Annotated in this window: 15 protein-coding genes, 2 pseudogenes, 1 CRISPR repeat array and 2 riboswitches; of the genes and pseudogenes, 5 read left to right on the top strand and 12 right to left on the bottom strand. The window is 41.9% G+C overall.

Translation table 11 applies throughout. From position 1 onward, the window contains the following. Nucleotides 1–3: 3 nt before the first annotated feature. The 3 genes and pseudogenes from V7K62_RS06330 (at nt 4) to V7K62_RS06320 (ending at nt 4483) form a co-directional block, all read left to right on the top strand. Nucleotides 4–534, top strand: a pseudogene (locus V7K62_RS06330) (DUF29 family protein). A 5-nt stretch (nt 535–539) separates the two neighbouring features. Further along, nucleotides 540–1061, top strand: coding sequence for a hypothetical protein (locus tag V7K62_RS06325; RefSeq protein WP_334862776.1), 522 nt, complete (start codon nt 540–542; stop codon nt 1059–1061). A gap of 44 nt (nt 1062–1105) precedes the next feature. Then, nucleotides 1106–3345: direct repeats of the CRISPR family, unit length 37 nt; unit sequence GTTTCAATCCCTAATAGGGATTTTAGTGAATTGCAAT. Nucleotides 3346–3652: 307 nt separating this feature from the next. Then, a complete protein-coding gene (locus V7K62_RS06320; protein ID WP_334862937.1) occupies nt 3653–4483 on the top strand; it encodes a dienelactone hydrolase family protein in 831 nt (276 codons plus the stop codon). A 30-nt stretch (nt 4484–4513) separates the two neighbouring features. Here the strand turns inward: V7K62_RS06320 and V7K62_RS06315 are convergent, their stop codons facing one another. The 6 genes and pseudogenes from V7K62_RS06315 to V7K62_RS06290 all read right to left on the bottom strand — a co-directional run. After that, entirely contained in the window at nt 4514–5437 is a 924-nt protein-coding gene (locus V7K62_RS06315; RefSeq protein WP_334862774.1) for an extracellular catalytic domain type 1 short-chain-length polyhydroxyalkanoate depolymerase, read from the bottom strand. A gap of 702 nt (nt 5438–6139) precedes the next feature. Continuing rightward, nucleotides 6140–6382: a hypothetical protein gene (locus tag V7K62_RS06310; protein WP_334862773.1), complete on the bottom strand. Its 243-nt coding sequence runs from the start codon at nt 6380–6382 to the stop codon at nt 6140–6142. A gap of 857 nt (nt 6383–7239) precedes the next feature. Next, on the bottom strand, nt 7240–10365 hold the full coding sequence (locus tag V7K62_RS06305; protein ID WP_334862771.1) for an MFS transporter: 3126 nt from the start codon (nt 10363–10365) through the stop codon (nt 7240–7242). Nucleotides 10366–10910: 545 nt separating this feature from the next. After that, the gene (locus tag V7K62_RS06300; RefSeq protein ID WP_334862936.1) at nt 10911–11531 is read right to left on the bottom strand and encodes a universal stress protein; all 621 of its coding nucleotides are present in this window, start codon (nt 11529–11531) and stop codon (nt 10911–10913) included. Between the two features lie 199 nt (nt 11532–11730). Further along, nucleotides 11731–11950, bottom strand: a riboswitch (cyclic di-AMP (ydaO/yuaA leader). A gap of 17 nt (nt 11951–11967) precedes the next feature. Next, the gene (locus V7K62_RS06295; protein ID WP_334862769.1) at nt 11968–12891 is read right to left on the bottom strand and encodes an ABC transporter ATP-binding protein; all 924 of its coding nucleotides are present in this window, start codon (nt 12889–12891) and stop codon (nt 11968–11970) included. Then, nucleotides 12875–13436 (bottom strand): annotated as a pseudogene (locus V7K62_RS06290) (nitrate ABC transporter permease); the annotation flags it as partial. The pseudogene V7K62_RS06290 and the gene V7K62_RS06295, both read right to left, overlap by 17 nt. 97 nt (nt 13437–13533) lie before the next feature. Then, nucleotides 13534–13719: riboswitch (cyclic di-AMP (ydaO/yuaA leader) on the bottom strand. A 422-nt stretch (nt 13720–14141) separates the two neighbouring features. Here V7K62_RS06290 and V7K62_RS06285 point away from each other — a divergent pair. Next, nucleotides 14142–15332: a sensor histidine kinase gene (locus V7K62_RS06285; RefSeq protein WP_334862767.1), complete on the top strand. Its 1191-nt coding sequence runs from the start codon at nt 14142–14144 to the stop codon at nt 15330–15332. Nucleotides 15333–15761: 429 nt separating this feature from the next. Here V7K62_RS06285 and V7K62_RS06280 read toward each other — a convergent pair whose 3' ends face one another. Further along, entirely contained in the window at nt 15762–17072 is a 1311-nt protein-coding gene (locus V7K62_RS06280; RefSeq protein ID WP_334862765.1) for an aminopeptidase P N-terminal domain-containing protein, read from the bottom strand. Nucleotides 17073–17810: 738 nt separating this feature from the next. Between V7K62_RS06280 and V7K62_RS06275 the strand changes: the two genes are divergently transcribed. Then, entirely contained in the window at nt 17811–19052 is a 1242-nt protein-coding gene (locus V7K62_RS06275) for an FG-GAP repeat domain-containing protein (RefSeq protein ID WP_334862763.1), read from the top strand. An 84-nt stretch (nt 19053–19136) separates the two neighbouring features. Here V7K62_RS06275 and V7K62_RS06270 read toward each other — a convergent pair whose 3' ends face one another. The 5 genes from V7K62_RS06270 to V7K62_RS06250 all read right to left on the bottom strand — a co-directional run bounded on the left by V7K62_RS06270 (nt 19137) and on the right by V7K62_RS06250 (nt 22135). Then, complete coding sequence (locus V7K62_RS06270; protein ID WP_334862761.1) at nt 19137–19904, bottom strand: MBL fold metallo-hydrolase; 768 nt, start codon at nt 19902–19904, stop codon at nt 19137–19139. Nucleotides 19905–19907: 3 nt separating this feature from the next. Beyond that, nucleotides 19908–20507: an anthranilate synthase component II gene (locus V7K62_RS06265; RefSeq protein ID WP_334862759.1), complete on the bottom strand. Its 600-nt coding sequence runs from the start codon at nt 20505–20507 to the stop codon at nt 19908–19910. A 299-nt stretch (nt 20508–20806) separates the two neighbouring features. Continuing rightward, nucleotides 20807–21259 carry a diacylglycerol kinase gene (locus tag V7K62_RS06260; protein WP_334862756.1) on the bottom strand — a complete coding sequence of 151 codons (453 nt, stop codon included), beginning with the start codon at nt 21257–21259 and terminating at the stop codon, nt 20807–20809. A gap of 153 nt (nt 21260–21412) precedes the next feature. Further along, nucleotides 21413–21940 (bottom strand): rRNA maturation RNase YbeY, encoded by a 528-nt coding sequence (gene ybeY, locus V7K62_RS06255; protein ID WP_334862934.1) that lies wholly within the window; start codon nt 21938–21940, stop codon nt 21413–21415. Nucleotides 21941–21979: 39 nt separating this feature from the next. Then, the gene (locus V7K62_RS06250; RefSeq protein WP_104904774.1) at nt 21980–22135 is read right to left on the bottom strand and encodes a DUF3285 domain-containing protein; all 156 of its coding nucleotides are present in this window, start codon (nt 22133–22135) and stop codon (nt 21980–21982) included. Between the last annotated feature and the right edge of the window lie 79 nt (nt 22136–22214).

The raw sequence follows: 22214 nt of genomic DNA, 5'->3' as shown, positions 1-22214 counted from the left end.
GAAATGACACAGGAATTAATAGACCTCAGAACTTGTATCCAGGAAGGACGTTACGCAGATGCCTTGGCAATTGTAGATGAATTAGAGGGCATGAGTAAACAAGCTATTCTACGGAATATCCAAGCTTATTTAAGGATTCTACTAATTCATTTGATTAAGAATCAACTAGAGCAGCGCTTAACAAATTCTTGGGTTGCTTCTATTCGTAATTCACTTATAGAAATTAAGAAGCTCAATCTTAAAGACAATAAAAAATCCTATTCTTAAGTGAGGTACAAGAACCCCACCCCCAACCCCCTCCCCGCAAGCGAGGAGGGGGCTATGATGTACCTCATGTGATCAGGAAACGCTATAAATGGAATGTATAATGAATTTCAACTGGCTGAAATGGTAGATAGAAACCAGATAATTCAGACTGCTTTGAACTTTTTAGCACTAACTTATTCTTATTCAGCTAAGGAGTTACCCGCAGTTGTGGCTGAAGCTTTAACTCAGCTATTCGGTGGAGAAGATTGGAAGGCAGGTAGGCGGTAAAAAAGATGACGCAGGAATTAATAGACCTCAAAAAAAGTATTTTGGAAGGACGTTATGCAGATGCCTTGGCAATTGTAGATGAATTAGAGGGCATGAGTAAACAAGCTATTCTACGAAATATCCAAGCTTATTTAAACATTCTGCTGATTCATTTGATTAAGAACCAAGTAGAGCAACGATTAACTGGTTCATGGGCAAATTCTATTCGTAATTCCATCCGAGAAATTAAAAAGCTAAATATCAAAGATCATAAAACATCTTACTACATTAATTTAGGCGAATGGGAGAATTTGATAGAAGAAGAAGTAATTGAGGATGCGATCGCAGATGCTAGCGAGGAAGTAATGAATGGTAAATTTACTCGTTCTCAGTTGTCAGCAATGCTAGATAAAAACCAGATTTTAATTAAAGCTACTAGTTTACTAGCTTTAACATATACTTATTCATCAAAGGAATTACCAGCGGTTATGGATGATTATCTCAGTCAGTTAGCTGGTGGAGAAGATTGGATAAATCGGGAAAAATAAGGCGATCGCTATTTGTCTAGTATTGATACTAACTTTACTTGATTCTTTCAATCCTTAATAGGGATTTTAGTGAATTGCAATCATATCTGCAATCGTGCCGATAGTGTACAACTCGGTTTCAATCCCTAATAGGGATTTTAGTGAATTGCAATAAAAGTTATGCTCGTTATCTGCCCCTAGTAATTTAGTTTCAATCCCTAATAGGGATTTTAGTGAATTGCAATGCGAATAATCTGAGGCGAATCATCGGCAACAGTTGCATGGTTTCAATCCCTAATAGGGATTTTAGTGAATTGCAATTTACGAAACCAAGACTGTTTTTTACTATCCCAATAAAGTTTCAATCCCTAATAGGGATTTTAGTGAATTGCAATGAAAGTTTTGCAAACCTGGGTACCGCTTTAGGGTTGTTTCAATCCCTAATAGGGATTTTAGTGAATTGCAATCTCTTCAATTTGATTCTTATTGTTGGTCAAGACTGTTTCAATCCCTAATAGGGATTTTAGTGAATTGCAATGCAAGCTCGTACCTCGCAATGCCGAAGGCAAAGAGTTTCAATCCCTAATAGGGATTTTAGTGAATTGCAATTCAATTCGAGTTCGGGCGATCGCCTGGACTAGCGGGTTTCAATCCCTAATAGGGATTTTAGTGAATTGCAATAATTTATTGCTGAGGGCTTGGCAGTTGGGATTAGTTTCAATCCCTAATAGGGATTTTAGTGAATTGCAATTTCAAAGCCTTTCTAGAAAAAGGTTTCGGGTGATACAAATGTTTCAATCCCTAATAGGGATTTTAGTGAATTGCAATCCTCTTCTTGTTGGGGGGCAGTTTCGATTTCATCCCAAGTTTCAATCCCTAATAGGGATTTTAGTGAATTGCAATTCTGCCGAGGACACCCAAGGGGCGATCCTGGCGCTGTTTCAATCCCTAATAGGGATTTTAGTGAATTGCAATCCATGATGAGCAACCCGCCAACTTGCCCCAATTAGTTTCAATCCCTAATAGGGATTTTAGTGAATTGCAATCGCCAGCATTTAAATTGGTCATTAATTAAGGTCCTTTTTGTTTCAATCCCTAATAGGGATTTTAGTGAATTGCAATTCCAATAGTAGCAATAGTATTATCAATGGCAGTCTGGTTTCAATCCCTAATAGGGATTTTAGTGAATTGCAATATTGGGATTTTTTAGAGCGATCGCAAAACTTGGTGTTTCAATCCCTAATAGGGATTTTAGTGAATTGCAATGAAATAAAAAATACAATCAGGGAGTTTATTAGATGTCACGTTTCAATCCCTAATAGGGATTTTAGTGAATTGCAATCTTATGAAACCTACTCGACTTAGTAGTTACAGCACCAGTTTCAATCCCTAATAGGGATTTTAGTGAATTGCAATCGCTGATAACGATGATGGTGCCGTCATATTCCTCGTCGTCACGTTTCAATCCCTAATAGGGATTTTAGTGAATTGCAATTTTTTTAAAATCCTTTTTTCTTTTAAAGTGGCCAGTTTCAATCCCTAATAGGGATTTTAGTGAATTGCAATCCTGTGTGCGAGGGCGAGGGACGATTTCAATACGTTTCAATCCCTAATAGGGATTTTAGTGAATTGCAATAATTAAAAGACCTACAACCTCATCTGAACGATTTTTGTTTCAATCCCTAATAGGGATTTTAGTGAATTGCAATTCCGATGAAACTTTGGATACTGCAATAAAAGCTCAGTGGTTTCAATCCCTAATAGGGATTTTAGTGAATTGCAATCTGGGGTAGACCATTCTGCAACGCGAACTGCGGTATAGTTTCAATCCCTAATAGGGATTTTAGTGAATTGCAATTCAAATGCAATTTCGCCAAGCCTGTAGAGACACATGTTTCAATCCCTAATAGGGATTTTAGTGAATTGCAATATCTTTATAGACCAGCACGGTAGTTCTGCTAGTTACGTTTCAATCCCTAATAGGGATTTTAGTGAATTGCAATCTTGAAATCGAAATACAGTTCAGAGGATTACTGATTGGTTTCAATCCCTAATAGGGATTTTAGTGAATTGCAATCATCCCCCACTGGTGCCCCCAGGTTGTACACACTTATTACTGATTGGTTTCAATCCCTAATAGGGATTTTAGTGAATTGCAATGTGTAGGTAAATTTATTTGCTCAATAGGAACCATAAAGTTTCAATCCCTAATAGGGATTTTAGTGAATTGCAATAGTGTAGAAGTGTAGTTTAACTCCTGATTGATGAGTTTCAATCCCTAATAGGGATTTTAGTGAATTGCAATAGCAGGAGCCTGAAAGTCAAGCTATATTTAGTTTTCAAGGTGCGGTTGCGCGAATCTAAAGTAATCATAGCATTAGAGAATTCGTTTGGAAAGAGGGTCGAGAAAGGTTGAAGGCTGAAACCTACTTACTGTAAGCATTTCAGAGATTGCGCGGATTAAACTTGGGCGATTAGTGGGGTGAAATGCTTGCTGGTGTTGAGATAGAAGCACTTTTTTTCGGGTGTGAAATTTGTACACCTACCCCTCCGCGCATTTGACCATACAGTAACCTAAAGATAAGGGAACTTAGCAATTCAACGTAGAGATGATGAAAGAAATAACGCGCCGCAAATTTATTGCAACAGCTACAGTGGCGACAGGTTTCGCCCTCGCAGTACAACCCATTTCTGCCCAAGTCATCACCACTGATGCCAAGGGGTTAGTAGCTGGTGCGGTAAAAATTCCCGTCAAAGATGGCGAAATTCCTGCCTATAGAGCAGCACCAGCCACTGGTGATAATTTCCCAATTGTTCTGGTAATCCAGGAAATCTTTGGTGTACACGAGCATATCCAGGATATCACTCGTCGCTTCGCTCGGTTGGGATACTTGGCGATCGCACCGGAATTATTCGTGCGTCAAGGCGATGTCTCGAAATTAAGCAGCATGGACGAAATTCGCCCAATTGTCGCCAAAGTGCCAGATGCCCAGGTGCTATCCGATCTCGATGCCACAGTAGACTGGGCAAAGAAATCAGCTAAAGGTAATGGCGCGAAGTTGGGAATTACAGGCTTTTGTTGGGGTGGGCGCATTACCTGGTTATATGCAGCACATAATCCCCAGGTGAAGGCGGGTGTGGCCTGGTACGGGCGACTTGTAGGCGATGCTACCGAACTTCAGCCCAAGTATCCCGTCGATATTGCCTCAAAACTGACAGTCCCCGTTCTCGGACTCTATGGTGGGAAGGACACAGGTATTCCCCTAGATACAGTAGAGCAGATGCGCGATCGCTTAAAGTCCAGCAGCAGCAAATCTGAAATCATCGTCTACCCTGATGCACCCCACGCATTTTTTGCCGATTATCGCCCTTCCTACCGTGAGAAAGAAGCTAAGGAAGGTTGGAAACACCTCTTGGCGTGGTTTAAGCAAAATGGTGTTTAAAAAAATTAGGTACTCGCAAAAGTTTTCGGTCTATGAACTGTGACGTTGAAAAAAGTTCCAAATTGTTTCACTGGCGTTCAGCCTCAACTTGGCATTGAATTTGTTTACGCTCTCATCAGTTGAGGAACCACCAGGCCAGAAATGTCCACCATTTACTACCGCTAGCTGCCAGACTTCTGAGTTGCCATTGCAACCTGTGTAGAGAGCGGTTTTCACTTGATCTTTAGAAAACTTCGGAGATTCATTTGATGAGGTACATTGATCGTGCGATCGCCAGAAGTCTACCATATCTGAGATAGACACCAGCGCTCCTCGTTGAGTGTGGTCATTACCTTCATAAAGTACATCGCGATCGTTTGTACCGTTGATCATTAACATCGATATGGAAGTTTTAGGCTGACAATTAGATTTGAGTCTAACTGGGAGCGAACCAGCTACTGATGCAAAACCAGCAATTTTCTCAGGTAACTTACAAGCCAGGGCTTGGGTAAGTATGCCACCTCTAGAAAAACCGGTGGCATAAACTTTATGATTTTCAATATTGATTTGCTGTTGAAGATGATCAATCAAAGCACTGACAAATAAAACATCATCCACCCTTCCTTGACCGTTACCTCTAAGGCTCCATTTTTGGTCAATTCCATCTGGATAAACAACAATAAATCCTTTTTGATCTGCTAACTCATTGAAGCGAGTCACATTACTGATAGACCGACCACTACCATCATCTCCATGAAATACTAAAACTAATGGCATTGGGCGGTCTGGATTATAAGATTTTGGAGTGTAAAAATAGTAAGTACGTAACTTTCCTTGGTCATGTAATTCTCCATAATTATCACCACTCAAGATTTTTTCTTTAGCCTGAATGGAATCGCAGGCTGTCACTAAAGTAATTCCCAGTAGGAAGATCAGAAGTTTTTTAAAAAGCCCAGAACTTTGATATATATTCATGTTAATTGAATTGACTTCTGTTAAATACTTTCATTTACTTTGCAAGTCTTATTTAGCAACAATTTTTTACCTAGTAGAGGCCAACAACTCAGATCATGTCCACTTGATTACTTATTAAACCCGAATCACCCCACCCCGACAGAGCTACGCTTTGTCTCCCCTCCCCGATGCTTTGGGGCTACGGTGTACACACAAGTCCTAAAAACCTTGCGTGATTTAGCTTGACTCGTTAAGAGTCTCCGACTGGGAATGCATTCATTGAGTCTCTGACTCAATGTATAACTGGAGGCAGAGCCTCTAATCAGCCATTCCCATGCTCTGCATGGGAACGAGAAAAACGAGAAAACAATGGGAAATCGAGCTTTTTTCGACTTGTGTGTACACGGTAGCCTTGGTAAGGGGAGGGGATTAAGGGGAGCCAGCGCGGGAACAAGGGGTTTCCCCCATGAGAGACTGGCGTGTGGGGTGAAATCACTGTGGGAATCATAAATTATGCGGACATGAATATCAAGTAAGGTTGTTAGCCTCTATTTAAATATTAACGTGAGTTCGACGGGTCATATAGTATCTGTCTAATCAGCCTCATAAAAAGACCTCTAAAATGTTTTACTACACAAAACCTGTCCTTCTCTGATGCCGAGAAAGACAGGTTTGAAAAAAAAATTTAAATTAGGAAGAGGTTTGTCGAATTCCCATTAAATATTAAACTCTTACATTTACATAACGAGCAGGAACTCGAACCTTAACCCACCTGTTACCGCGTCGTACTGTTTCCCAATGTGCAGGAATTAACTTTCGTTGAAATCGGGCAACAATAGGTTTATGCACAATAGCAGCTTGATGAACATTGGGTCTGATAATGATTTCTGCTGCCGATGCCTGTGACGGCAAGGAGGAAATTGCAAATGGTAGAGCAAGTAATGTACCTAACAGAATACGTTTCATATTCAAATCTCCATCAATTAATTTACTTGAGTTTTATACAGCATTTATCAATAATTTGTAAACAGATATTCTTACCTATTAGATTTAGAGTAAGGTTTGTTATACAAATTAATTTATTTGCTGTATTGCTCTCAGTTTAAAATACTAAATAAGAAGACACAGTGGAATAAAGTCACAATTCAAGTATGACTTTATTCACATTTTGGACTTTGGATAAAAAAGAAGAGTTCCTAATTGCTGATAAAACTTATAGCGGTTCTCAGTTGAGTGAGATACAAGAACCCCACCCCCAACCCCCTCCCCGCTCTTCGAGAGGGGGCTATGACGTACCTTGTATGATTAGGAAACGCTATACGCAAAATACCTCTCATATCCCGCATAATTAGTTGTGATTCCCACTGTCATTGCACCCCACCCCCAGCCCCTCCCCGCAAGCGAGGAGGGGAGACAAAGCGTAGTTTTGGCTCTTTGGGGTGATTCGGGTTTAATAGACCTCTTGCAAAAGTCCCCTAACCATCCCACCCCCAGCCCCTCCTCGCTTGCGGGGAGGGGAGACTTTGACGTAAGTCAAAGGCGGGGTGGGGTTCTTTTTTTGATTTATGCAAGAAGTCTAATAAGTAATCAAGCGGACATGATATCAAACTCTTATTCCTGCGTGTTCTCTGTGGTTCGATTTTCCGTTACCTGTGCGTAAGTCCTAGCTGAGATAAGCGCGGTAAAGGATATTCATCTATGACTATATTGAAAGGCATACTCACACCAAATCCGTCAATATATTTCCGGGCAAATGACATTCCAAACATAGAAAAGCCTCCTAGCGTAGGAGGCTTAAAAGTTAGCGGAGACAACTTGTTAAACTACAGCGTAACTACACCCATCGCTCCTCCTAATGCAGAGAAAATGGCGGAGACGAATGCTGTGGCAAATAACCACCAAGCGGCTGTAGCTGCGGCTTTGCGGGTTTCTTCTGCTTGCCGCTGTGCTTGATGCTTCACCTGTTCTAGGCGGCGTTGGGCTTCATGCTGTATGCGTTCTGCACGTTGTAATACTGTGTTGCGTGCCCGTTCAATTTGGTCGATGATCCGGTTGGCATCTTCCTCGGAGATGTCCTCACGAGAACTCATAATTGCCACTAGGGTCTCACGGTCAAAGGAGGACAGGCGATCGCGCAGGGCATCAAAACCCGCCTGTGGATCGTCAAAAACTGTGCGAATATCGCGCTTAATACTATCATAGTTAAGTTCCGGGCGATCCAGGGAGTTGAGATAGTTACGAATGCGGGCAAAAACCCCGTCAATTGCATCTTGAATGCCCCGTTGAATGCTCCGCACTTGTTCGACAAATTGATCCCTTACGGACACCATATTATCGGCAATCCGCGCTGCTTCTTCATCAGAAATATCTTCCCGAATTTTCAGCAGGGCAATGATTGTAGAACGGTCAAACTGGGAAAGGCGATCGCTAAAACTTTCTACCCCGACTCGCGGATCGTGTAACAGGAGTTGCAAGTCGCGTTTAATACCTTCAGGATTGAGTTCTTCTTTACCAGTTTGGCGCAGATACTCTTCCAGATAACCTTTAAATGTTTCGACTCTTTGCTGTGTACGGCTAGCTAGGCGACGAGGCGCACGTACAAAGTTGCGAATCGAAGTTTGGGTGGAATCAATGATTTCATTGACTTGTTCTTCACTCAAGTCTTGGCGTTGACTGAGCAACTTCACCAGTGTATCCCGGTCTACCTGCGACAACCGACGGCGCAGTGCGACGGCTCCCTCTTTGGGATTTTCAAACAATCTGGTCAAGTCTCGCCCAATACCTTCTGGATTCAGTTCTTGTTTACCAGTATTTCGTAGGTAATCTGCGATCGTCGTTGTCACAGAATCGTATTGCTCTTTCGCTTTATCCACTACAGCTTGAGGTGTATGGCGAATACTATGCCATGACTCCTCAGTTGCATTGATGATTTGATTAACTTGATCTTCACTTAAATCTTCCCTCTGGCTCAACAATTGCACCAGGGTATCGCGATCAAAGCGAGACAACCGCGCCCGAATTGAGCTAATTCCAGCTTGAGGATCTTCCAGTAACCTTTTGAAGTCAGCACGGATGGCATCAGGATTTAGTTCTGATTTTCCTGTGTTACGCAGATATGATTCTACATTCAGCCACAGGGTTTCTGCTTGATATTGTGCCTGTTCTGCTACTCCTTTGGATTCTACCAAGACGCGATCGCGTTGTTTTTCCAACTCATCGAGAATGCTGTCTACTTCATATAACTGGACATCATTACGTTGTAGCAATATCTCCCGAATTTCTTGGCGTTCAACGTGCGCTAGTCGCAATGTCAGGGTTTCATAATCTGCGTCTGAGTCTTCCAACAGTGGTTTGAAATTCTGCTCAATCCCTTCGGATGTCAAATCTGCCTTGGGAGTAACGAGTAAATAACTTTCTACTGCGCGTTGCAAGTCTTGGACTATCTCTCTTTCTTCAACAGCTCTCACTGTTATTAGCACTTCTTGGCGGACAATTTCTAGCTGATTTGCAATCCGCTGAATTTGCCCTTGGGTAAGCAATCCCCTCTGTTGCAGAATATTGGCAAAATCATTGCGGGATAGTAACTCTAGTTCCCGGCGGACGATTCCAGGGTCAGCTGCTGGGTCGTAAATGACATCACGAAATTCCTGGGCAATTTTTTCTGGACTCAGTTGCCAAGCATAAGTGTTGTGCAGGTAGTTTTCGACATCGGCCCGAATTGGGCTATAGGGTTGTGATGGTGTTGGCAACCCTAGCTTATCTGCTTGTTGAGTGACTTTATCTTTGGCGGTGGTGAGACTACGCAAGATTTTTTCCACATCCAAATCAGGCAAATCTGCCCGTCCCAACACAGTGGCGGTTAAGGCAGATAGTCCTTGCTGGATTGTACTTTGAATTGGCCCAGAGGCTGCCTTTTGGTTTTCGTCAGATTCTTTGGAACCACTCTTTTCTGCTAATAACCGATCCAGTTTGGCGTTGAGTTCATCTGTTTTGGTTTGTCCTGGTGGGAGTGATTTCAAATAATCCATTAACTCACCCAGCCGATCTTCGGTGGGTGCTTGCTGACCCACCACTTGCTGCCAAACTTTATACAATGTATCAGCAATCCGGCTAACGTCCTTTTTAGAAAGATCGGTGCGGCTGCTGACTAACTCGATAAATTTTTGGCGGTCGATGTTGCGGATATCGGGAGTTCCTGCGATCGCTTTTAATTGCGGATCGTTGAGTAAATTTTCAAAATCACTCCGAATTTTTGATACATCTAGCTCGGCAGGACGGATCTTTTCTAAGTAATCTTCAATGTTCTCCCGGATACTCACCGGGTCGATGGCGCTTCCTAGTTCTCGACGTACAGCGGCGGCGGCGGCTTCAGCTGTGGCTACCACTTGGCTATTCACAGCTTTAGCGCCCAAGGCGGCGGTAGCAGTCCCCATAATCGCCTGAAACCCAGAGGTTGCCGTATTAACAACTGAACCGATTAACGAACCTACAGTGGTGGAACTTACCCAAACTAGGAGCAAAAAGTAAGCACCCCAAATCACCAAACCGAGAATCGCTCCCAATCCTCGGTCTGAGATTACAAGGCTCAATTTTACCGCGAGGAAAGAAGCGATTAATAAGGCGACCGTCACAGTGACTAATGTCCAAATCCCCACAGCTGTGCCGATTTTGCGAATGCTGCCACCCAAACTTCCGACTTCCCTACTATCTGAATCTGAGTCAGATGAGTGCCCCAGATAGGAAATACCAAATGCAAGGGAGAGATTGGTTAGAACTAATTGGAAAGCAAAGGCTAGAATCACGCCGGAGATTAAAGCCACAAAAAAGCGCGGCCCGGAAGTGAGAACCGATGCCTGTGTTGGCGTGACGTTTGAGGGTTCTCCTGAAACCTGTGCTAACCACAATAGTGGTTTGTAGAGTCCCACCATGATTTCCGTACTTTGGAACATTGTATTTCCTTCTACTAAGTTTAAATTTGGGGAATTAAGAATTTCTTGAGAAGCAACTCTTAGTATTTTATGTTTGTATCTATGGCAATATCCAACTCTTTAGCTCAGAATCGTAGAAATTAGCTGGTTAAAGCATCTCTCCAAGGGCTGAAAACCCTATCCAGCGAAAGATATAACTTTTAATATCTCTTGGGAAAAGTTTTAATCAGATTGATATACAATATTAAGTATATGCGGTTAGTTTTTAATTTTTAATTGTTTATTTATAGCGATTTATTTCATGTAAATTATACTTAACTGACAAATGCGTTGTATTTATTTGCATAGCTATTGGTTTTAATCTTATAAAGGTGTATTTGTCTGCACCGAAATGTTGTTGATTAATAATATTTCCTTTCATGCCTACAATGAGAATTGCTTGCTAGTTTTCCACACTTTCGCTTCTAAAGTTTAATTGGTTACATAGTAGCAAAAAAGTCACCTACTACTAGGTGACTTATCTCTGATAAAAATTTGATAAAAATTACTGAAATTTTAAACAGTGATTATTCATCAATACAACTGGGAATACCCAAAACAGCACAGGGAAAATTAGAACCTAGAGCCTTAATCATCGGATGATTGACAGAGTTGCAACCTAAAAACAGAATATCGGCAGCTTCTGATTCAACAACTTTATTAATTTCTGTGGAAATGGAGCCAAACCGTAAGTGAGATTTGAAGGAACCTTGCCATTCTTCAGCCAGACTTCGGGCTTGCCAGAGAATTATATCTGCTTGTTGTAGGGGAGTTACCACTGTCTGTAATTTGGGTTGAGTTAATACCTGTGTGACAGACTTTGATACTTCACTGACTTGACATTCTAATGAGGGCTGTTGTTGGGGAAAGCTTAAGATATTTGGATACTGAGCGTTTTGATTATCTTCTACCACATAAACGGCTTGAACTGTAACTTCTGCATTAGTGGCTAAACGCGTTTGATGAGCAATCCAAAAAGCAATATCTAATGCCGTATGACTGTTAGGAGATGCGTCATAAGCAACAATTAAGTTAACTGCTTTTGAGCTTTGAGATTTTTTTGAAAAAGGGTTTTTCGGTTCTGGTAGGAGTACCATTTGTTCAATTAAGTCATCTCGACCTGTGGCACTTTGCAGACGTGCTAACATTGGCTTTATTTGCACAGCTTTACTTCTCCTAATGAAATGAATTAGCAATGAGAAGCAGGGGGACAAATTTTGGATTTTGGACTTCGGCTACGCTCAGTCGAAGGATTTTCGATTTTAGATTGAGTGACGATAACCAAAATCTCAAATCTGAAATCAGTCAAGGAAACCCCAATAATAACTGTATTACAGCCAAAGTCTTGGGGGTTCCTTCCATTGCCTACGGAGTTAGCTGACGGGCTAAGACTGGAAGGTGTCTCTCTCTTAGGAGTGCTGAGTACTGAGTGGTGAGTGCTGAGTTAATATTAATAATTCTTAACTTCAGACTCTTAACTCCTCATTTTCTATGAGATACGCCCCACAATATGGTTCCTCCGCTCCAAATCCAGCTTTCATGAATTTGAATTAGGCTACCCACTAAAAAAAATGATAATCTAATTTACTCGTCTTGGGCAAAATATCGATCAAGGAAATTCAGGGCGTGGTTGCGGAGTTCAAAATATTCTTTTGATTTTCGCATGGCGGCGCGAGCCTCTTTCAGAGGAGCTTCTCCGTCAGGAGACGCTTTGCGAACGCTAACGCGTGGATGCTCAACAGGAACTTCTAAAATCTCCCCGATACTAGCAGCTGGGCCATTGGTCATCAAGACGATGCGATCGGACATATAAATTGCTTCGTCTACATCGTGGGTAATCATCATCACTGCTTGACGATTATTTTCCCAAATATCCAATACCTGCTGCTCCAATTTGCCACGAATTAGTGCATCTAGCGCCCCAAAAGGTTCATCCATCAGCAACATTTTGGGACGAATTGCTAAGGCTCTGGCAATACCTACTGGTTGTTTCATACCTCCAGAAATTTCATCGGGATATTTGTCAGCCGCCGCCGTCAAGTTTACCATTGCCAAGTGTTGATTTACAATGCTAATTTTCTCGGCACGATTAGCATTTTTTAACACTTCATCCACGGCTAAACGAATATTTTCTCGTACTGTTAACCAAGGTAACAGCGAATAGTTCTGAAATACCATCATCCTTTCGGCTCCCGGCTGACGAATTTCTTGTCCATCTAGCCTTACTGAGCCGGAAGTTGCTTTTTCTAAACCAGCTACTATCTTTAATAGAGTTGATTTTCCACAACCTGAGTGACCAATTACAGAAATATATTCATCTTCGCCAATCGTCAGATTAACCCCATCTAAGACGACAAAATTATCTTGATCAGGTGTCGGATAAGACTTGACTAAATTTTCAATTTCTAAAAATCCAGGGCGGGGCAGAACGATAATGATCCGAAACTCTTTAAGCGGAGCAACACCAGCGGCGGCGGATATGTAGCGGACAAAGTATTCGTAAAACATTTAAATAATCTTGGGTAACGCTAGAAACTCCGAAAGCGGTATTAATAATTGTTGGCCATAAGGAGGTAATAAAGATGACAAAAATGGCGGAAGGTTCTGCTAAATTGAAAATAAGGCGATGGGCAGCCAAGCTAGAGGGGATACGGGTTTAAAAATTTGAATGATCGGATTGAGCGCTAGCATTGCCGGTTTGGACATGCCAATTAAAAACCCCAGAGGAATCGCTACTACCGCACCTAACAAAAAGCCTAGTAATACCCGACGCAGACTTGCTATCAACAACCAACCAATTCCCAAGTTGCCTGGGCCTCGCTGGTAGAAGGGATTTAAGATGTAGTCTAGATTAGCGATTAGCGCTTCTGGTGGGGTGGGCATCAATTCATGGTTGGCAAGTGCAACAATCCACCACAGCACAATTATTCCTAAGAAGCCCAATACAGGTAGAAAAAAGACATCTCTAAGCTAAGGATTACAGGTTTTGCCTTTTTCCAAGCGGCTTGTCCAGCGATCGCCGCGATCGCTGCTAAATTTAGTTGAAATATCATTTACGACCTCAACAGATTTAAGTGCAGGTACAAAAAATTTGAGCAGTACCAGCCTTGGACACCGATGAGATCGGAACATTATAAAAATGCCGTCTCTTCAGTCTCCTCTCAATGCCTACGAAGTTAGCTGACGGGCTAGGGCTGAGAGATGCCCTTCTGAAGAAAGTTATCAGTTACAAGTTAAATATTTAGTAAAGTAACTTCTCTGAGATACGCCCCACAATTTGGTTCCTCCGCTCCAACGTCACGCACTGTGAACCGCTGGATTAGGCTGACTTACTCTAAGTAAATACAAACTTATAGACACTATAACATCAATGCTTCAGTGAAAGTATCTGTCTTATAAGCAATGTTGTTTATTTTGTTACTTAAATCAATTGCCTACTCTGACTTTTCGGTAATCAATAAAATTTATAAATTTGGTTGTCTTGTGAATGAAATCCTTGCACAGACAGCTAAATAATTTCAGGAAGTCAAGCATCAGGGCTGTTAACTGCTAGATTGTGATTCACTAAGGCTAATATATACATTATACATTTGTAATTTTTCTCTACGGTTAGTTAATCTAGCTAACGCCAGAATGTATCAAATCTATTTCTTTTGGTAGGTGAAAGATATCACTAATTTTGGTAAAAACCGACTCTAGTCGCTAAACTATTTGGATATGGAAGTTTACTCATCTATCTCCTAGCTGAATTTAACATAATGGATTTTAGTCAAGTATTGGCTGAAAAAATGGACATTATCCTTGATAAATGGATTTTAGCAGTTCGCAAGGATAGACGGATTGAAAGTGCTGATGACCTATCTTATACAGCGATAAAGGATCACATCCCTGATGTTTTGAAAGCTATGGTTACAGTGCTTTCAAAATCTCAGGATAATGATATTCAGTCAATAGTTACTGCCAGTTTTCAGCATGGAGCTATTAGAGCTGAACAAGGCTTTGATTCAGCAGAAATTGCCAGAGAATATCATCTGCTGCGAACAGTAATATTTGATACTATCCAAGCAGATTTATTGAAGGGAATCCCGTCAGATATAATTCGTTCCATGCGTTTAATTGATGCGATTGTAGATGAAGCGATCGCTAGATGTTTTAAGAGTTATGTTGAGGAACGCTTGCGGGAATTACAGCAGTTGCAAGCATCACTAACGCTCCATAATGAGGAACTCACGCGGTTAATTAGCGCTAATCAAGAGTATCTTTCTCAACTAGCCCACGAATTGAAACATCCTCTAACTTCTATTATTGGTTATTCGGATCTGTTTTTACGCCAACAACGACGAAAGACTGAGATCAAAGATAATTATACAAATTTAGAACATATTGAGCGGGTACTACGCAATGGGAGACAGTTACTCCATCTGATCAATGATGTACTAGAACTTTCGCGCTATGATGCAGGGCAGATAAAACTCCAATTAGCACCCACCGATGTGCGTGAATTAATCGATAATGTGTGTGAAATGTTGGAACCTTTAGCTGCGGGAAAAAATTTACAAATCGTGGTGGATTGCGATCGCGCTCCTGAAAAATTAATTACAGATTCTTTTCAATTGCAACAGATTTTCACAAATCTTATTAGTAATGCGATTCGTTATACAGAGTCGGGGACTGTTATTATCATGTGTCAGGTGTTGGAGAATCAGAGATGGGCGATCGCAGTTTCTGATACTGGAATTGGTATAGCACCAGAAAACCAAGACCAAATATTTGAACCCTACTTTCGTGTAACTGCTAGCGATCGTCCCTATCTTCCTGATAGTACAGGATTGGGATTAGCGATCGTCTCGCGGTTGGTAAAACTATTGCAAGGGCAAATTAACCTAGCCTCGCAGTTAGGCGTTGGTTCTACTTTCACCGTCGTTTTTCCCTTAGAAATTGAGTTTTAAAAGTATTGGGCGACTGGAAGTCGCGACTACACAAAGCTTAGTCCACGGAGGTGGACTAAGAAAAAATCAAGGGTTTTGTCTGTATAGCCGCGATTTCCAATCGCCAGGGCTTTAGAAACATCCTCTTAGAGGATGTCTGAAAAGTTTTTTATATACAGGGAATGCTTAGAGATCCCCCTAAATCCCCCTTAAAAAAGGGGGACTTTGAGACTCTTATTCCCCCTTTTTTAAGGGGAGCCAGCGCGGTCTTCTCCCAAGGGGAGACGCTAAAAGCGATAGCGCAGCGTTAGCGAGTCCGCGTTCGCGCAGCGTCTCGTAGAGAGCGTCTGGGGGTTTCCCCCATGAGCGACTGGCGTGGGTTAGGGGGGATCAGCAAATATCTGATACTTCTCAGACATCATCCCTAAGAGGATGTCTCATCCCCATTTTTTATTTTTCTATTTCATCTACAGCTTTGGGAACCCCCGCAGTTAACACTTCATATCCCCCAGGTGTAACTAACACATCATCCTCAATCCGAATGCCAATACCAACCCATCGAGGATCAGTCTCTGGCTGGTCTTCTGCTAGTTTGGTATCTGGCACAATATATAGTCCCGGTTCCACTGTCAAAATTTGACCTGGTTGTAAAATCTGTGGTTTGTCTTCACCATACTGATAAACACCGACATCATGGACATCCAAACCTAACCAATGACTAGTGCGGTGCATATAATATGGCTTGTATTTCTCTTCTTCAATTAACTTGTCAATTTCACCTTTGAGAATGCCAAGTTCGACTAAACCTTCTGTGAGGACGCGCACTGCTGTATCATGAACTAATTTGAAGGGATTACCTGGTTGTACTTGAGCGATCGCTTGTTTTTGCGCCTCCAAAACAATCTCATACAACGTCTTTTGTTCTGGCGTAAATTTACCTCCAACAGGAAATGTCCGCGTAATATCCGAGTTGTAATAACCGTAAGCACAACCGGCATCAATTAGCAGTAATTCTCCATCCTGCATTTGACGATTATTCTCAATGTAATGGAGTACGCAAGCATTTACACCAGAAGCCACAATCGAAGGATAAGCTGGCCCTAACCCACCCCGGACTCGAAAGATGCGTTCCATCTCCGCCTGGATTTCGTACTCATAACGTCCGGGTGCGGCGATTTCTTGGGCGTAATTGTGCGCTTCAGTGGCGATCGCCGCTGCTTGACGCATCAATTCCAACTCAGCTTCACTTTTGATCAATCTCATGCTGTTGAGGACAGGGCCAGTATCTTCAATAGCGATCGGCCCGGTACCGCGCTTCGGATAAGTCCGCAGTAAACTTTGGTAATGTTTGAGGATTTGATCGTTAAAAGTGCGATCGCGTCCTAAGTGATAGTAAATCCGGCTGGCTTTTTCCAAATACTGCGGCAACTTTTCATCTAACTCACTAATCGGGTACGCTTCATCAGCACCATAAATTTCTTTTGCTGCATCTACCCCAGAAAGATAACCAGTCCATACTTCCTTTTCGCGATCTTTCGGTTGGACAAACAACACAAACCGATGTTCTGAATGATGCGGCGCTAACACTGCTACTGCTTGTGGTTCATTAAAACCAGTCAAGTAAAAAAAATCACTGTCTTGGCGATAAACATACTCGACATCGTTGTGCATCACTGCCATTGGCGCACTGCGAAAAATGGCTGTACCATCACCAATTTTTGCCATTAACTGCTCGCGACGTTGCCGATATTCTGCTTGCATAGCTGATGTATTTATGAAAGTATTGTGTTATTTTACACTTTTGGCAACCAGCAGATGCACAGATTATGCCTCTTAATAGTTGCTAATCTAAGTTATTCTAACCAATATTTGTTTCCACTCAAGTTATAAATCATTGGAGAATAATCAATTATCTCGAAAGACTTAGATCCCCGACTTGTTTAAGAAGTCGGGGATCTTGTTGTTATTGAATAATTTAGGATATTTATGAAATAATTTTTAAACGTTTATCTTAGAGGATGTTTTAAAAGTTATTTGGTCGGTAACAAAACGTTTTAGATCCCCCTAAATCCCCCTTAAAAAGGGGGACTTTAAGAAATTTTCCCCCCTTAAAAAGGGGGGTTAGGGGGGATCAAAGTGCCTAAAATCACAGCCAAATACTTTTAAAACATCCTCTTAGATTACTGATTATATTTTATATATACAAGTATAATCTTATCCAATATTCAAATGTCAAAGAAAATATATAAAATAATCAATTTTTATCTATAATATCTCATATATAAAATACAAAAAAGTATTTTGTAATTGCTTATATAGAACTTGAAAGTTTTAGAATAATAGTTTAAAACAAACAAATATTTATTTTCAAAGAATGACATTAATAAAGAAAAAATAGTTATAAAGAAATCTTGAAATCCAGGTAAATGTTATTTCGTTACAGAAAGAGATTGCCAAAGAAAGTTAAAAGAATATAACAACCAATAATAAAAATACACCATGCCCGAAAATTCAAATTCCTCACCCTTAGCTTTGAATACATCTCGATTGGCATCAGATTCTTTTGCCAAATCAGAAATCTTGACAACTTCTCTTAAGAGTTTAAATTATGATTTTGGGTTTGGAAATAAGAGTTCCTCACTAGCACTAGAAAGTGAACCGGCGACTGCACCTGTTAAAACGTCAGCAAATCCCAATCCTAATCCTTACTTAACTAGTGCGGCGATTACTCCTGACTTTAACGGTGATGGCAAAACGGATAAAGTTTGGGTCAATTCTTCAACTGGTGAGATTATCATTCGGTTGATGGATGGCACAAAAGTTTTGGAACAGGGTTCTCTAGGTCAATTTGACCTATCCGCCTATGATTACAAAATTGCTGACTTCAATGCTGATGGCAAAACCGACTTCTTATTACGCAATAAGACAACCGGGGAGAATAGCATTGCGCTGATGGATGGCACCAAAGTTGCTAATGCGGCTGCTCTAACTAGCGTCGATCCAGCCTGGACTCCTCAGATTGGCGATTTCAATGGCGATCGCAAAACCGATATCTTCTGGCATAATGGCACAACTGGCGAGAACGCTATTTGGGAGATGGATGGCACCACAGTTCTGAATGCAACTGTTCTAGACACTACAGACGCAGCACTAACTCCTAGCATTGTTGATTTCGACGGCAATGGTAAGAGCGATATTTTCTGGCGCAATCAGACAACCGGCGATAACACCGCTTGGTTTATGGATGGTACGCAAAAGACTGAATTTGCGCTGCAATCACAAGATGCCGCCTGGACTTCTACCCTTGGTGATTTTAACGGCGACTATAAGACTGACATTCTGTGGAGAAACGCTCAAACAGGTGAGAACAAGGTTTGGACGATGAATGGCATCTTAGTCACAGAAGGTGCTTTGGGGACACTTGACTCATCCTGGACTTCTAAAATTGGTGACTTCAACGGTGATGGCAAGACCGATATCTTCTGGCACAATGGCACAACTGGTGAGAACACCGCTTGGTTGATGGATGGTACAACAGTTGCTACTGAAGCTTTCTTACCGACTAATAACGCGGCCTTGACACCATCCCTTGGCGATTTCAACGGCGATGGTAAGACCGATATCTACTGGCGCGACCAGACAGCAGGTACAGACACCATCTGGACTATAGATGGGACAACGGCGGTTGAAAATCCCGTCAGCGACGCAGATAAGCTGACCGGCGAGTGGTATACTTTCTAAAATCAGAATTTAGAATTCAGGAGGTGGAGGCAGGAGTCATTATTCTTCCCCTGCTTCCCCTGCTTCTTTCCCAGTCCCCTTTATTCAAAATTTGTAACTAAAAACCTGAATTTCTCCCTTTTCCGGCAATTTACCAGGGCTAATGGAAATAGTATCTCCATTGCTACGCCGCACTGTCGTACCTTGCATTAAGGTCAGAAAATTATCCAGTGGCGAAAGATCGCACTTAGCAGCATCAGCGGCTTGTGTGCGGTAATGGGTCGGAATCACCAACTTGGGATTTAACACTTGAATAGCCTGCTTTGCTTCCTCAGCATTGTAGGCTTTTGCACTGCCTCCCACTGGAATAAACGCTACATCGGGACGCCCCATGAGGATTTTTTGCTCAATGGAAATGGGTGCAGCGGCTCCGCCTAAGTGTAGGATATTAATTCCGCCTTGCTTCCAACTCCAAGCAGTATTTGAACCAAACTGCTTACCACCTTTGCGATCGTGGTCTATGGCAACTCCTTGGAATTTAATCCCTTTAAACTCATAAACTCCTGGTTCATAGATAAGTTTTGCATTTCCTGGTAGTACATCCACAGCACCTTCATCTAGCAGTTGGCTGCTAATCAGTACCAAATCTGCTGCAACTTTTGGGGGACGATACCCAGCAGTACAGCCGACCGCCCGAAATGGATTGACGAGAATTTTCGCACCGCCACCAGTAAAAAGAAAGCAAGTATGACCCAACCACTGAACTGATAAACCGCTAGATTGTGCGTCAGCTTGAGATTCAGAACCCAAGGTAGTAACCAAAGCTGTTACCAACCCCGCCCCAGCATAGCCCATCAACTGTCGTCGTTTCATTAATTATGCTCTTGACTGTAACTGTTCCAGAAAATTTCGCAATAACTGTTTTCCTGAAGATGTCAGGACACTCTCTGGGTGAAACTGGACGCCCTGAATGTGAGGATAGTTCCGGTGTCGCACTCCCATAATGGTGTTATCTTCAACCCAAGCGGTGATTTCTAACACATCTGGGCAAGTCTCACGTTCTATCACCAAACTATGATATCTGGTGGCAGTTAGAGGATTTTCTAATCCCCGGAAAACCCCCACTCCAGTGTGAGACACCTGAGAGGTTTTGCCATGCATCAACTCTGGAGCCGGAATTATTTTACCACCGAACACTTGACCAATGCTTTGATGTCCCAAACAGACACCCAAAATTGGTAACTTTTGTCCTAGCTGTTCTATCAATTCTAAAGAAATGCCAGCATCTTCCGGGCGACCAGGCCCAGGAGAAATAACCACCGCTTCCGGCTTTAATGCCCGAATTTCATCTATGGATATCTTGTCGTTACGAAAAACTTTAATATCATCTGCTACTGGGAACTCTGATGCCAATTCTCCCAGATACTGCACCAAGTTATATGTAAAACTGTCGTAATTGTCGATAACTATAATCAAAGCTGATCACTCCTGGTTTTTACCACTTATTCAGTTGCAAAAAGTATAGATTGTTCGTTAGGTGTAAAAATAACGCTGACGTAGGCACGTAACTATAAAGCGGCTACTCTGCGGCCACTTTCTAAAGATTACCAAGTAATCCTTTAGCCAGGATGCTTGGCACGTAGGGGTAGCCCGTCGTAGACATCGCACTACTTAAATTTTGAATATGTTTTGCAAAGGGGATCGGACAGAGTGTGATTCTCTTAATGACTCACTTGGCAATGCTTGCGGTTTTTGCTAGCCTACCCAAATCACCGCTACAAAGCCGATATAATTAACGTTACCAGAGGAGGAAGCAATAGGATACCAGCTACTAGCATCGCTACCAAAGCCGAAACAAGCACTGCACCAGCCGCACAATCTTTAGCAATTTTTGCCAAATCATGGTATGTCTGCTTAACGGTTAAGTCCACAACGGACTCGATCGCTGTATTTAGTAACTCTAATGCCAAAACTAAACCACTAGTTATCCCAATTACCGCTATTTCTACTGCTTGCAGATGCAAAAAAACGCTTAATGCGATCGCCATTGCACAAACACTTACATGGATGCGAAAATTACGTTGAGTTTGAAAACTATAGCTGATTCCAGCCCAGGCATATTTAAAACTAACAAATAAATTAGAGGCTACTTTCCAGGAGAATTCCCGTTCGTTAGACACCAGTGTTTGTAACGAGGTAGGCGTTGATGAAGAAATTTTTTGGGACATAGACTTAAAAACACAAGAACAGAGTTGCTACAGTGGGAATATTCGCCGATCTTAATGGCAGAATTAACTTTGAGGCAATCTTTAGGCAATTTTCCACAAAAGTATTATAAAAGTATTACCCAAAATTGACATTAAGGGATACATCAGCTACTGCTATTCCATGTCAATAGCAATACCTATTGCATTCAGCAATATCACTTGCTGTTCTAACATTCGCTCCAAACTTTTTTCATCAGGATGATCCCAGCCCAACAGATGCAATAAACCGTGAGCAGCTAACCAGGCTAGCTCGGTTGGTAAGCTGTGTTCCTGTTGTTGAGCTTGGCGTTGTGCTGTATCTACAGACACAATAATATCACCTAAATATAATGGTACAGAGGCAAGCATTTCTTTGCTTTGAGGAAAATCCATCTCCAAAGCAGCAAAGGCTAAAACGTCTGTCGGCTTATTTTGCTGACGATATTGAGCATTCAGTTCTTGAATTTGCGAGTCATCTGTCAAACGCAGCCCGATTTCATAACTTGGCGCTGGCGGAATCTGAGGGTGAAGTATTTCCAGCCAGTGATTAAACCAGTTTTCCCAAGTTTCAGGAGTAATTCGGGAATCAGCGTCTCCAATCTTTACAGATGTTGTCGGGGACAACTCATAAAAATACTCCTCCACATATAGTTCAACGCTCAGGGGCACATAGTCTCCTAGTCTGAGGTTTACGATTTGTCGTTAGTGAGTGAGGTAAGCAAGACCAACAAGCAGAGCTAAAAGCCCTACAGCAGTCAATGCAAAATGCTTTAGGGAAGTTCCACCCTTCCGCACCATGTTTCGCATGGCGAGTTTGACATAGCTAGGTTGAGGTTCTGTTGAAGGAGAGTTGCTCATAATTATTTGTCTACAGACTCTTTTATAACTGTAACAGTTGGTCTGGGATAGAATTGCGATGAATTGCGATCGCCAATAT

The sequence above is a fragment of the Nostoc sp. genome (assembly GCF_036917935.1).
GTDB lineage: Bacteria > Cyanobacteriota > Cyanobacteriia > Cyanobacteriales > Nostocaceae > Nostoc.
Note: the sequence above shows the minus strand (reverse complement) of the source record. Positions and strands in the feature narration are given on the sequence as shown.